The following is a 13,431-nucleotide window of genomic DNA, read 5'->3' as shown; positions in this document are numbered from 1 at the left end:
GCGCTCCGTGCGCGAACTGTTCACGAGAACGAATGGTCCTGGTCGGTAGATTCGGGGGTCGATGCTGGACCACGTGTTCACCGATGCGATCAGCGCGCTGCGCGACGCGTTCGAGGCGGCGTACCTCGAACGCCAACCGTTCGAGGAGCACTTCCAATCGGACGTGCTGCTCGGCGACCTCACGTGGGAGACCAGCTACGGGCTCCCCGGCGAAGGCGAACCGCCGCGGATCGTCGCCCACATCACGATGGAGTGGCCGTCGTGGAGTCAGGCCGCGTACCGCCAGTGGTACATCGAGGACGAACTCGCCGTCCAGCCGGCCATCGAGATCGAGATCGTGCTGCGGATGCAGCAACTGAGCGAACCGGTCGAGACGGAACGGGTCTACGCAACGATCCCGGAGCACAGCCCCCCGATCGGCGACGACCGACTCGAACGCGCCGGGTTGACGACCGAGATCTCGCATCCCGACCCGGACGATCCGCTCGACCTGACCCCCGAGTACGCGGTCGAGATCACCTACGAGGGTCTCTACGAGCTGGCCGAGGAGACCGTCAAGGACGGACGCAGCACACTGCTCGACGAACACTTCGGCGCGCTCGGTGGCTGGATCACCGCCACCCTCGTCCGCCTCGGAGATCTCGGCCTCAGCTTCCTCCCCGCCGATTGACACCCGGTGGTGTCCGCGACCCCGGGTCGGTCCGCCCGGCCAGCGTTTGCGTGAGCGAATCCACGTCCGTCGACATTTTCGGTCACACAGACCGGAGTATGTGGTCCGCGCGATTGCGAGCATCATCCGGTCGGCGGGCATCATGAAACGATGACCGACTCGACGTCCCCAGACTCCGCCTCCGACCTGTCGGGCGACGACGTCGTGCTGCTCGATGTAGCCGACCGGATCGCCACGATCACGCTCAACCGACCCGACGCCCGTAACGCACTGTCGAGCGAGGTGCTCACCAAACTGTCGACCGCGATGCGGCGTGCGGAATCGGACGACGCCGCCGACGTGCTGATCCTCACTGGCACGGACCCGGCCTTCACGGCCGGCTTGGACCTGAAGGAACTCGGCTCGAGCGGCGACAACCTCGGTGCGGGAACCGGAGCGGATGGCAGCGTCAACGCCGACGGCATCCGCGGTCCGTTCCCCAAACTGACCAAGCCACTGATCGGCGCGATCAACGGCGTCGCCGTCACCGGCGGCTTCGAACTCGCACTCAACTGCGACTTCCTGGTCGCGAGCGAGAACGCGAAGTTCGGCGACACCCACGCCCGCGTCGGCGTGATGCCCGGCTGGGGACTGACGGTGCTGCTCCCTCAAGCGATCGGGATCCGACGTGCCCGGGAGATGAGCTTCACCGGCAACTTCATGGACGCCCACGAAGCACTCCAGTTCGGACTCGTCAACCACGTCGTGCAGCACGACGAACTGATCCCGTTCACCCGGTCACTGGCACGCGACATCATCGGGAACGAACAGGACGGGGTCCGTCAGATCCGTGCGACCTACGACTCGATCAACACCGACGACCGTGCGTGGGAGACCGAATCACTCGACAGCCGCGCCTGGCGGAGGAGCCACTTCAGCCCCGAGAAGGTCGCGGCGCGACGGAAGGGAATTCAGTCCCGCGGCCAGAGCCAGTAGACCGCCCAGCCGCCGACGATCGTCAAAGGTCGGCGCCGAGCTCGCGGAGGGCGTTCTGGACCTCGATCGCGATGTCGATGGCGAGGATCTCGGCGCCGGTCTGGTTGAGGTGGAAGCCGTCGTCGGCGCGTACGTCCTTGCCGTCGTTGTCGCGAGGGTCGACGACGAACTCGGCCCAGCCCCCGTCACGTCCGGAGAAGCGCTCCCAGGTGTCGACGAAGACGACGTCGGGTCGTTCGGCGGCGGCGGCTTTGGCGGCACGGTCCTGAATCGCGAGCGCTGCGGTGACGTCCGGATTGTCGTCGTTCGGGATCCCGACCCAGATCACCTCTCGATCGTCCTCGAGCAGCAGGTCCATCACCTCACCGGCGCGACGCTGGTACTCCTCGCTCCACTCGGCCTCGTTCGAGACCGGATCGCCGACCATGAACTCCAACTCGTCCTGTGGGAGCGACAAGCCCTGCGAGTCGTTGCCGCCGAAGGTGACGACGACGATGTCCGGATCGACTTCGGGGAGTTTGGTTTCCAGTTCCTCGGGCCAGTTGAAGAAGTCGGGACGGGCCAACCCGGACGACACCTTGTAGTTGAGCTCGGTCTCGGTGACGAGGGTGCCATCGAGCAGCGTCTCGAGATACGGACCGAACGTGCCGGCGTCGGAGTCGCCGACGATGTAGACCTTCGCCGGGTTGTCGGGCGACGGTGGGCCCGTGTTCTCGGGCTCGGGGTCGGTCGCCGGTGGTTCGGACGACTCGACGTCGCCGGCGGGTACGGTGCCGCCCTCCTCGACCGTGGCATCCTCGGCCAAGCCCAGCTCGTCGCACAGTTCGCCTTCGGTGTCGTCGGAGCAGTCGATCGCTGCGCTCGCCTCGGCCTCGGACCCCGTGTTGCCGGTTCCGGCCGTCGCCACCGAATCGCCGGGCGCGCTCTGCACCGGGCCGTCGTCACCACCGAAGAAGCCGCTGATCGCGATCGCACCGGCGTAGCCGATCAATCCGACGATCGCGAGCGCACCCACTCGCCGCAACCAGTAGTTGGGCGCGCCAGCCTGCTCGGGGCGAATCTCGGCGCGGTGCCGAGGCGGAGGCGCCGACGGAGACATCGGAGCCACGATATTGCGCTCCGGGCCGGAACAGCCTCATCCCGGCACCCCAAAGGCGTACCGATTGGTAGCTTTGTCCAATCCACGTGAACACCTCGGGTCACCGAGGACCACATCTCAGCAAGGGGAGACAATGAAGAAGAGTTCCAAAGTTCTGGCAGTCGGCATGGTCGCCGCACTCGGACTCGCCGCCTGTGGCAGCGATGACGACGGTGGCGACGAGACCGAGACCACCGAAGCAGCGGGTGAGGAAACCGAATCCACCGAAGCGATGGAAGAGGAAACCGAGTCCACCGAAGCAATGGAGGACGAGGGCGAGGAAGCCGCCACCACCGAGGCGGCGGAAGGCGACGAATCAGGCGAAACCGCGTCCGGTGACATCTGTGAGGTCACCGACGTCGGCGGCGTCGACGACAAGGGCTTCAACCAGATCGCCTTCGAGGGCGCCCAGCAGGCCGCCGCCGATCTCGGAGTCGAGGCCAAGGTGCTCGAGTCCGCATCGGACGCCGACTACGCCACGAACATCCAGAGCTTCATCGAGCAGGATTGCGCCCTCATCGTGACGGTCGGCTTCCTCCTCGGCGACGCAACGGCCGAAGCTGCGACCAACAACCCGGACCAGCAGTTCGCGATCATCGACTTCGGCTACGAAGAGCCGCTCGACAACGTGCTCACGCTGAACTTCAGCATGGCCGAGCCCTCCTTCGTCGCCGGCTACCTCGCTGCGGGAATGACCGAGACCGGCACCGTCGCCACCTACGGCGGCATCAACATCCCGCCGGTCACCGTGTTCATGGACGGCTTCGTCAAGGGCGTCGAGTACTACAACACGGAGAAGGGCACCGACGTGACGGCGCTCGGCTGGGACGGTTCCGACGGAACCTTCGCCGGCAACTTCGAGAACCTCGACGACGGCAAGAACATCGCGTCGAGCTTCGCTGACGAAGGTGCCGACGTCATCTTCCCGGTGGCCGGCCCGGTGGGCCTCGGCTCGTCGGCATACGCCGCCGAGAACGAGGGCATCCGGATCATCGGCGTCGACAGCGACCTCGTCGAGTCGAACTCGTCCGAGAGCCAGGTCTACCTGACCTCGGTCCTCAAGAAGATCGACGAGGCCGTCATCGCCGCCGCCAACCAGGTGATCGGTGAAGGCACGCCCGGTGGCGAGTACCTCGGAACCCTCGAGAACGAGGGAACCGGCCTGGCCCCGTACCACGAGCAGGAGGGCGACGTGCCCGACGAGCTGAAGACCGAGGTCGAGGACCTCATCGCAGCGCTCATCGCCGGCGACGTCACCGTCGACGGATGACCTGATCGTGGGGCGTGAACAGCGCACCACATGAACAACTCGACGGGGACCTCCGGTGAACGGGGGTCCCCGTCGTCGTTTTCGGGGCCGTGGGACCGGCGCGACGAAGTGCTCGACCATTGCGCGCCGCCGACTAACGTGACCGGCGCATGGAACTCGAACTCCGCGGGATCACCAAACGATTTCCCGGCGTGGTCGCCAACGACAACGTGAACCTGACCATCCGTTCGGGCGAGGTGCTCGCACTGGTCGGCGAGAACGGCGCCGGCAAGTCGACGCTGATGAACATCCTGTACGGCCTCTACCACGCGGACGAGGGTGACATCTACATCGACGGGACGCCGGTGAAGTTCGAGACGTCCGGTGACGCGATCGCCGCCGGGATCGGGATGGTGCACCAGCACTTCATGCTGGTTCCGGTGTTCACCGTTGCCGAGAACGTGGTGCTCGGAATCGAACCCACCCGCGGCCTGTCGCTCGACCGCGCCAAAGCCGCCGCCGAGGTCGAACGGATCTCCGACGAATACAGCCTCGGCCTCGAACCCGACGCGTTGATCGAGAACCTGCCGGTCGGGATCCAACAGCGCGTCGAGATCTCGAAGGTGCTGCTGCGCGATGCCGAGATCGTCGTGTTCGACGAGCCGACCGCGGTGCTGACGCCTCAGGAGATCGACGACTTCTTCCGCATCGTCGAGGCCCTCAAGGCCTCCGGTCGCGGCATCGTCTTCATCACCCACAAGCTCACCGAGGCCCTGCGGGTGGCCGACCGGATCTCGGTGCTCCGGCGTGGGCAGACCGTCGGTGAGGCCGATCCCAGCGAGATCGACGAGGTCGGACTCGCCGAACTGATGGTCGGCCGACCCGTTCAACTCGTCGTCGACAAGTCGCCGGCGGAACCCGGTGCCTCGACGCTGCAGGTGAACGACCTCCACGTCGTCGACGCGAGCGGACGCACCCTCGTCGACCACACGACGTTCGATGTCCGCGCCGGCGAGATCGTCGGGATCGCCGGGGTGCAGGGAAACGGCCAGACCGAGCTCGTGGAGGCGATCACCGGGCTCCGGGAGATCCTGTCCGGAACGGTCAGCGTGGACGGAATCGACCTCACCGATGCGTCGCCTCGCGACGTCCACCTCGCCGCCGTCGCCCACGTGCCCGAAGACCGTCAACGGTCCGGGTTGGTCAGTGAATTCAGCGTCGCCGAGAACCTGGTGCTCACGCGGTACCACTCCGACGAATTCAGCAGTGGGGTCACGATGAACTGGTCACGAGTCCGGGAAAACGCCCGGGAACTCGTCGAGCAGTACGACGTGCGCACGCCCTCGATCGACACATCGGCCGGAACCCTGTCAGGCGGCAACCAGCAGAAGGTGATCGTCGCCCGCGAACTGAGCCGCGACCTGCGCCTCGTGATCGCGTCGCAGCCGACACGCGGCGTCGACGTCGGCTCGATCGAGTACATCCACGCCCAAGTGGTCGCGGCCCGGGACGAAGGCGCCGCGGTGATGGTCGTCAGTACCGAGTTGGACGAGGTGATGGCGCTCGCCGACCGGGTGATCGTGTTGTACCGCGGGCGGGTGGTCGCCGATCTCGACCGGGACGCCACCAACCACAACGAGGTCGGCCTGTACATGGCCGGCGCCCTCGACCAGAACGAACAGGCCAGCGCATGACCGACGTCCAATCGCCGCCCGACGCTCCCACCGATTCACCCTCGGATCCGAACGGCAAGCGCGGGCTCCGCGACCGGATCGACACGACCAACGCGATCACGCTTCCGCTGCTCGCGTTCATCAGTGCGCTCGTGATCGGCACGATCGTCATCGCGTTCTCCGACATCGACAAGCTCCAGGACGGAGACTTCGGCGGCATCCTGACCACGATCAAGGACGCGTACCTGGCGCTGCCCGACGGAGCGTTCAACGGTTGGCGTCCGATCAACGAGACGATCGTGTCGACGACTCCCCTCCTGCTCGCAGGACTCGCGGTCGCCATCACGTTCCGAGCGGGACTGTTCAACATCGGCGGCACCGGGCAGATGCTCGTCGGCGGAATGTGCTCGGTGTACGTCGGCTTCTCGATGAACGGTCCGTCGATCATCCAGATTCCGCTCGCCGTCGGTGCCGGGATGCTCGGCGGCATCATCTGGGGGATCATCCCGGGCATCTTGAAGGCACGGGCCGGGGTTCACGAAGTGATCTCGACGATCATGTTGAACTTCATCGCCGGGTCGTTGGTGCTGTACTTCCTCAAGACCGACCTGTTCGTGCGTGAGGGGCGCAGCGACCCGATCTCGAAGCTCGTCACCCCCGAGGGCACGTTGCCGAAGCTGTTCGCATTCCTCGACCGTCCCGAACTGCGCGCACACATCGGATTCCTCTTCGCACTCGCCGCCGCGTTCTTCTTCTGGTGGCTCATCGAGAAGACGAAACTCGGCTTCGAGATCCGCGCCGAGGGCGCCAATTCGAACGCCGCTCAATACGCCGGAATGAAGCCGGCGTTTCTCATCATCACCAGCTTCGCGGTGGCGGGCGGCTTCGCGGGATTGGCCGGTGCCAGTGAGGTCCTGGGCACCCAGGGCCGTGCCACGCAGGGTTTCGCCGGCGACATCGGATTCGATGCGATCGCCGTCGCGCTGCTCGGCCGGTCGACTCCGGTGGGCACCGTGCTCGCCGCACTGCTGTTCGGCGCTCTCCAGGCCGGTGGACAGCGGATGCAGGTCGAGACCGGTGTTCCCGTCGACCTCGTGCTCATCTTGCGGGCACTGATCATCTTGTTCATCGCCGCACCGCTCTTGATGAAGGCGATCTGGCGGATCAGCGCCAAGGGCGCCTCGTCCGGACCGAGCTTCGGAGGGTGGGGATCATGAGCGAGGGAATCGGCCTGAAGAACACCGGCCACGGACCAGGCACCGACGCCTACCTGGGCATGGTCGACTCGGTGACCCGAACGCCCGACGAGATCAAGCGGTCGCGGAATCTCGGGATCGCGTACCTCATCGGCGCCGTGATCACCGTCGCCGTCTTCGTGCAGGGAACGGGTGGCACCGCCACCTTCAACCTCGACAACGACGCGTCGTTCGGGATCGGTGCGATTCCGCTCGCGTGGATCTGTGCCGTCAGCCTCGCGGTCCTCGGTGGGGTCCAGATCTCCCGCGGGACGGCCAACTTCCAGAGCGCGCTCCTCGGCGTGGCGGCCGTGCTGTTCATCTTCACATTGATGGCCTGGGCGGCCGCCGGGCAGAGCTTCTCGTTGACCGGGACCCTGCACGATGCGTTGAAGGCGTCGACCCCGCTCGTGTTCGGCGCGCTCGGGGGAATCCTGTGCGAACGGTCGGGAATCATCAACATCGCGATCGAGGGATTCCTCCTGGCCGGCGCGTTCACGTCGGCGGTGGTCGGCTCGGTGACCAATCTGTGGATCGGGATGATCGCGGCGATGATCGTCAGCTCATTGCTCGCGCTGCTGCTGGCGTGGTTGGCGATCCGGTTCCTCGTCGACCAGGTGATCGTCGGTTTCGCGATCAACTTCTTCGTGCTGGGGCTCACCTCGTTCGTCGACGCCCGCGTCCTCACGAGCAACCCCGAGTACAACGGGGTTCCCACGCTCGCCGAATGGAAGATTCCCCTGCTCAGCGACATCCCGATCATCGGACCGGTGCTGTTCGAGCAGACGATCTACGTCTACCTCGGCCTGGCGCTGGTGGCGCTCGTGACCTGGGCCCTGTTCTCGACGAAGTGGGGTCTCCAGACTCGCGCCGTCGGCGAACATCCGAAGGCTGCGGGAACGCTCGGCGTCAACGTCCTGCGACGTCGGTACGTGAACCTCGCGGTCGCCGGCGCGATCACCGGCTTCGGCGGCTCGTGGTGGACCGCGGACGTCGGCCGTTTCAACGAGAACATCACGAACGGTCGTGGCTTCATCGCCCTGGCCGTGGTGCTCGTCGGGCGGCACCATCCCGTCGGCGCGCTCTGCGCGGCGCTGCTCTTCGGCTTCTCCGATGCCCTCGCGCTCAAGTTCAGCTTCCTCAGCACGTCGATCCCGAGCGAGTTCCTCGAACTCGCCCCGTTCCTCGTGACGCTGATCGTCGTCGCGAGTGTCGGACGCGGCCACCGCGTACCGGCCGCTCTCGGCCAACCGTACGAACAGCAGTAGCGAGATGTCCGTCGGTGCCAGTCCGACGGACATGATTCAACGCCGACGGATTCGGTGACACTGGGGACATGACGGTCTCTCCTGGTCCGACCCAGTTGTTCATCGACGGCGAGTGGCGCGACGGTTCGTCGTCGGCCACGATCGCGGTCACCGACCCGGCGACGGGTGAGCACGTCGCCGACGTCGCTGCGGGCTCCCCCGACGACGCGCACGCCGCGTGCGAAGCCGCGGACCAGGCACAACGGCACTGGGCCACCACCGCCCCTCGGGAACGCGCCGAGACGCTTCGCTCGTGCTGGTCGATTTTGATGGAACACCAGGACGAGCTGGCGCGGCTGATCGTGCGCGAGGAAGGCAAGCCGCTCAGCGACGCGACCGGCGAGATCGCCTATGCCGCGGAGTTCTTCCGTTGGAATTCTGAGGAAGCGGTGCGGATCCGCGGGTCGCTCGGCGAGGCGCCGTCGGGATCGAACCGCATCCTCGTTCGGCACCCACCGGTCGGCGTCGTCGTCATCGTCACGCCGTGGAACTTCCCCGCCGCGATGATCACGCGCAAGCTGGCGCCGGCACTTGCGGCCGGGAACGCCGCCGTGATCAAACCCCCGCGCGACACTCCGCTGACGGCGCTGCGGATCGCGGAGCTGCTCAGCGAGGCGGGAGTTCCCGACGGAGTCGTGAACGTCGTCCCGACCGACGACTCCTCCGCGTGGTTCGACGCCGCGGTCGACCATCCGGCGACCCGCATGGTGTCCTTCACCGGTTCCACCGAGATCGGCCGATCGCTCCTGAAACGCAGCGCCGATCGGGTGCTCAAGACGGTGATGGAACTGGGCGGCAACGCGCCGTTCGTCGTGTTCGACGACGCCGACATCGACGCTGCCGTGTCGGGCGCGATCACCGCCAAGATGCGTCACTCCGCGCAGACCTGCACCGCGGCGAACCGCTTCTTCGTGGAGGCGGGTGTGGTCGACGAGTTCACGTCGAAGTTCGCCACAGCGATGCGGGCGATCAAGGTGGGCAACGGCTTCGACGAGGACACCGAATGCGGCCCGCTGGTCCAGGCCGCGAAACTCGACGAGGTCGAGCAGTGGGTCGGCGAGGCGGTGACCGCAGGTGCCGAGATCGTCGTCGGCGGAAACCGCCGCGAAGGTCCGGGCAACTTCTACGAACCGACGGTCCTCGGCAACGTGTCCGCTGACGATCCGATCACCCGGGAGGAGATCTTTGCCCCCGTGGCGCCGGTCATCACGTTCACCGACGTCGACGAGATGATCGACCAGGCGAACGACACCGAGATGGGCCTGATCGGATACGTCTTCACGCGCGACCTCGCCGTCGGGCTGGACGTCAGCGAACGCATCCAGGCAGGCATGATCGGTCTCAATCGTGGCGCGGTGTCCGACCCGGCCGCTCCGTTCGGCGGCATGAAGCAGTCCGGACTCGGCCGCGAGGGTTCGACCGACGGCATCTACGAGTTCTGCGAAACCCAGTACATCGCCCTCGACTACTGACCTGCGCGTCGGTGCCAGGCACCCAACGCGCATGCTCACCGTTCGAGGTGGCTGACGGCGCGGACTTCGATGCCACCGCGCGGGCGCTGGGTGAGCGTCACGGTGACCGAGTGGGGCTGGGCGGTGTTCATCACCTCGGTCGCGATCTCCACCGCCAGCGCCTCGGCGAACACGGCACGATCACGGAAGCCCCACAGGTAGAGCTTCAGGCTCTTGGATTCGACGCACCATTCGTCGGGTGCGTACTCGATGACCACGGTCGACAGATCGGGCTGCTCGGTGACCGGACACATCGAGTTCAACTCGTCGTTGGTGAACGTGACGGTCGTGATCCCCGTCGGTGCGGGGAAGACCTCGACGTGGTCGATCGCGTGCCGCACCGTGTTGCCGAGCACCGTCAGTTCCATGGGTGCAAGGCTACCGACCGAGCAACGGCCCGCCCGGGTGTCGCGCACCGCAGAGCGGATCCGGCGCTCGCGGGCAGGTACGGTGGCCGCAACTGATCGCTCTTGGGGGACTCGTGCGAAAATCCGTGATCGTCATCGCCACTGCCGGCGCGCTCGTCGTGGCGGCGTGCGCCGGATCGGACGGTGATTCGAGCGCACCGGTGGAGAGCGCCGCCGCGACCACGTCTGCCACCGTCGAATCCGAGCCGTCACCGGCCGCGACCGATGCGCCGACCACCGAGCCGGAACCTGCCGAGACGACGACCACGATCGACCCCGCCGAGGCGCGCACGATCGAGCAGATCAACGACTACATCAGCCAGGCCGCGGCGTTCGATCAGGCAGCGGCCGACGCACAGTTCCCGAAAGGGCTGACGTTCGCGGCCGGCGGCGCACCCGGCTACTCGCGCTACGTGTTCCGCGAGAACTCCGCCGGCGTCGTCCCCACCCTCGTCGAGGGGCCGCTCGATGACACGGTGCGCTGTCAGGAGATCGAACTGCCCTGCTCGTACCTCGAACTGAAAGAACTCCACGAAACGGGCGGAGCGATCCCGGACGAGCTCGCGATGACGCCCGATGAGCTGGCGACGCTGGTTGCCCAACTCGACGAGTTGAGCGCATTCGCCGTGGCCCACCGCGACATCGACACCGCGTGCGCCGAGGGCTTCGTCAGCGACCGGATCCAGACGGCGAACATGGGCACCCACTTGTACAAAGGCGAGTTCATCGTCAACGGGTTCGACCCCGGCCAGCCCGAGATCCTGCTCTATGCGCTCGCTGACGACACGATGCCGTCCGCACCGCTCGGTCAATGCGTCGACGGCGTCTGGACCGGTGCCCCGATGCAGCTGATCGGCACATCGTTCATCATCCCGCCTCAGATCATCGGCAACGACCACCCGGACGCGTTCGCCGGCCCGCTCGACAACTGGCACATCCACTACAACCTCTGCCGGGGCGCACAGGAGGGACGCGACTCCTTCCTGCCGCTCGCCGAATGTCAGGCGGCGGGTGGCAACTTCAGCGCCTCGTTGGGCTGGATGATCCACGCGTGGGTCGACCCGCTCCACGACAACGACCTCGGCGTGTTCTCGATGTGGAACCCGACCGTGGCGCCGATCTCCGATCCGAGCGCGATCTTCGAGACCCGCGAGGTCCGGGGGTCCGACTTCCCCGAGGGCGCCGAGCAGTCGCTGATCACCGACTTCGAGTACGGCGGCGAACTCGAGGTCGCCGTCGGTCAGTCGTTGTTCTTCAACAACGTCGATGCCGTGCCGCACACGGTGAGCGCGGGCAGCTTCGACACACCGCAGCTCGACGAGTTCGACTCCGGGCTCCTCGATCCGGGACAGAACTTCGAGCTCAGCTTCGACGAGGCCGGTGTCTACAGCCTGTTCTGCACGCTGCACCCGGACATGCAGGCCACCGTCACCGTTGAATAGCGAGACGTGACCGGTCGAACTGGTGCAACCCTGCTCAGGCGGGGGCGCCGAACTGACGGTCGCCCGCATCACCGAGGCCGGGCACGATGAACGCCTGATCGTTCAGCCGGTCGTCGATCGCAGCGGTGAACAGCATCACGTCGAGGCCGCACGCGCCGACGACCTCGATCCCCTCCGGAGCGCACAGTGCGCACACGACGGTCAACGGTTGAGCGGCACCACGCTCGACGAGCAGTTGCAACGTGTGGACCAGCGAACCGCCCGTGGCCAGCATCGGGTCGACCACGATCACCGGACGATCACCGATGTCGTCGGGCAGCTTGTTCACGTACGGCTCGGGCTGGTGCGTCTCCTCGTTGCGGGCGATGCCGATGAACCCGATGTCGGCGTTCGGCAGCAACTGCTGAGCGGGGGTGAGGAAGCCCAGACCGGCTCGCAGGATCGGCACGATCACCGGTTGTGTCGCGAGCCGGGTTGCCGGAGCGTCGGTGAGCGGTGTCGTCACCGTGCCGTCGACGGTCGGGAGCGTTTGTGTCGCCTCGGCGATCAGGAGCATCCCGATCCGTTCGAGGTTCTGGCGGAACAATGCATTCGGTGTCTCGACGTCGCGAATCCGCGCCAGCGCGTCGAGGACGAGCGGGTGGTCGACGACGACGGTTTCAACAGTCATGCGGGAGAGACTGTCAGACTCCGAGCTCCTGCTCCGCTTTCAACATCGCGTAGCGCGGTTTGACGATGCCGTCGATGATCTTGATCCGCTCGGGGAACGATGCGAACGCGGACTTGACGGCGTTGACGGTCAGCCACTGCATGTCGTCGAGGCCCCAGTCGAACGCCTCGTGACATGCGACCATCTCCTTCGTCATCGACGTGTCCGACATCAGTCGGTTGTCGGTGTTGATCGTGACGCGGAACCGCAGCCGACGGAGCATGCCGATCGGGTGCTCGGCGATCGATCCGACGATGCCGGTGTTGACGTTCGATGTCGGGCACACCTCGAGCGGGATCCGCCGATCGCGGATGTAGTCGGCGAGTTGGCCGAGGGTTGCGTCACCGTCGCGACCGACGTCGATGTCGTCGACCAGGCGAACGCCGTGGCCGAGTCGTTCCGCGCCGCAGAACTGCACCGCCTCCCAGATCGACGGGAGGCCGAACGCTTCGCCGGCGTGGATCGTCGCATGGAAATTCTCGCGGTTGACCAACTGGAAGGCGTCGAGATGGCGCGTGGGCGGGAAGCCCGCCTCGGGGCCCGCGATGTCGAAACCGACGACACCGGCGTCCCGATGACGAACGGCCAGTTCGGCGATCTCGAAGCTGCGTGCCGCTTGACGCATCGCCGTGACCAACGCGTAGATCGTGAGGTCGGTGCCGTCCGATCCCCGCCGGAATCCGTCGACCACCGCGGTGACCACTTCATCGAGCGTCAGCCCGGCTTCGAGGTGCAACTCGGGGGCGAAACGAACCTCGGCGTACACGACACCGTCGGCGGCGAGATCCTGGGCGCACTCGAAGGCCACCCGCTCGATCGCGTCGCGGTGCTGCATCACTCCCCCGGTGTGGGCGAAGGTCTCCAGGTACAGCACGAGGTCGTTGCGTTTCGCTCCGCGGTTGAACCAGTGAGCGAGCTCGTCGGGGTCGGTGGTCGGCAGATCGGCGTACCCGTACTCGGCAGCGAGATCGACCACGGTCTGCGGACGCAATCCACCATCGAGGTGGTCGTGGAGGAGCGCTTTCGGAGCGCGTGCGATCAGATCAGCCGTCGACATGGCCCCAAGCTACCGACTCCGATCCCTCGCGTTCTCGTGAACAGTTCGCGCACGGAGC

The 13,431-nt window shown here is 66.3% G+C and carries 12 protein-coding genes; 8 read left to right on the top strand and 4 right to left on the bottom strand.

Translation table 11 applies throughout. The features are described 5' to 3' along the window. Window positions 1-61 precede the first annotated feature (61 nt). Both ON45_RS09575 and ON45_RS09570 read left to right on the top strand, forming a co-directional pair. Window positions 62-670 carry a hypothetical protein gene (locus ON45_RS09575; RefSeq protein ID WP_040493437.1) on the top strand — a complete coding sequence of 203 codons (609 nt, stop codon included), beginning with the start codon at window positions 62-64 and terminating at the stop codon, window positions 668-670. Between the two features lie 150 nt (window positions 671-820). Continuing rightward, window positions 821-1,645 (top strand): enoyl-CoA hydratase, encoded by an 825-nt coding sequence (locus ON45_RS09570; protein WP_051062813.1) that lies wholly within the window; start codon window positions 821-823, stop codon window positions 1,643-1,645. Between the two features lie 22 nt (window positions 1,646-1,667). Here ON45_RS09570 and ON45_RS09565 read toward each other — a convergent pair whose 3' ends face one another. Next, window positions 1,668-2,744: an SGNH/GDSL hydrolase family protein gene (locus ON45_RS09565; protein ID WP_083914698.1), complete on the bottom strand. Its 1,077-nt coding sequence runs from the start codon at window positions 2,742-2,744 to the stop codon at window positions 1,668-1,670. A 133-nt stretch (window positions 2,745-2,877) separates the two neighbouring features. Here ON45_RS09565 and ON45_RS09560 point away from each other — a divergent pair, with 133 nt between their 5' ends. The 5 genes from ON45_RS09560 to ON45_RS09540 all read left to right on the top strand — a co-directional run bounded on the left by ON45_RS09560 (window position 2,878) and on the right by ON45_RS09540 (window position 9,719). Beyond that, entirely contained in the window at window positions 2,878-4,053 is a 1,176-nt protein-coding gene (locus ON45_RS09560; RefSeq protein WP_085946528.1) for a BMP family lipoprotein, read from the top strand. A gap of 149 nt (window positions 4,054-4,202) precedes the next feature. After that, a complete protein-coding gene (locus tag ON45_RS09555; RefSeq protein WP_040493435.1) occupies window positions 4,203-5,726 on the top strand; it encodes an ABC transporter ATP-binding protein in 1,524 nt (507 codons plus the stop codon). Continuing rightward, on the top strand, window positions 5,723-6,922 hold the full coding sequence (locus ON45_RS09550) for an ABC transporter permease (protein ID WP_051062812.1): 1,200 nt from the start codon (window positions 5,723-5,725) through the stop codon (window positions 6,920-6,922). Before ON45_RS09555 ends, ON45_RS09550 begins: the two co-directional genes overlap by 4 nt. Further along, window positions 6,919-8,208, top strand: a complete 1,290-nt coding sequence (locus ON45_RS09545; RefSeq protein ID WP_148288615.1) for an ABC transporter permease — start codon at window positions 6,919-6,921, stop codon at window positions 8,206-8,208. Before ON45_RS09550 ends, ON45_RS09545 begins: the two co-directional genes overlap by 4 nt. Window positions 8,209-8,276: 68 nt before the next feature. Then, window positions 8,277-9,719, top strand: coding sequence for an NAD-dependent succinate-semialdehyde dehydrogenase (locus tag ON45_RS09540; protein WP_040493434.1), 1,443 nt, complete (start codon window positions 8,277-8,279; stop codon window positions 9,717-9,719). A 35-nt stretch (window positions 9,720-9,754) separates the two neighbouring features. On the opposite strand, the gene queF is transcribed toward ON45_RS09540, so the two are convergent. Next, a complete protein-coding gene (gene queF, locus ON45_RS09535) occupies window positions 9,755-10,126 on the bottom strand; it encodes a preQ(1) synthase (protein WP_040493432.1) in 372 nt (123 codons plus the stop codon). A 113-nt stretch (window positions 10,127-10,239) separates the two neighbouring features. On the opposite strand from queF, the gene ON45_RS21345 reads away from it, so the two are divergent. Beyond that, window positions 10,240-11,607 carry a cupredoxin domain-containing protein gene (locus ON45_RS21345; RefSeq protein WP_148288614.1) on the top strand — a complete coding sequence of 456 codons (1,368 nt, stop codon included), beginning with the start codon at window positions 10,240-10,242 and terminating at the stop codon, window positions 11,605-11,607. 34 nt (window positions 11,608-11,641) lie between these two features. Here the strand turns inward: ON45_RS21345 and upp are convergent, their stop codons facing one another. Beyond that, complete coding sequence (gene upp / locus ON45_RS09525; protein WP_040493431.1) at window positions 11,642-12,277, bottom strand: uracil phosphoribosyltransferase; 636 nt, start codon at window positions 12,275-12,277, stop codon at window positions 11,642-11,644. Between the two features lie 13 nt (window positions 12,278-12,290). Then, a complete protein-coding gene (locus ON45_RS09520) occupies window positions 12,291-13,373 on the bottom strand; it encodes an adenosine deaminase (protein WP_040493430.1) in 1,083 nt (360 codons plus the stop codon). Between the last annotated feature and the right edge of the window lie 58 nt (window positions 13,374-13,431).

The organism is Ilumatobacter nonamiensis YM16-303 (assembly GCF_000350145.1).
In the GTDB taxonomy this organism is placed as follows: Bacteria; Actinomycetota; Acidimicrobiia; order Acidimicrobiales; family Ilumatobacteraceae; genus Ilumatobacter_A; species Ilumatobacter_A nonamiensis.
Note: the sequence above shows the minus strand (reverse complement) of the source record. Positions and strands in the feature narration are given on the sequence as shown.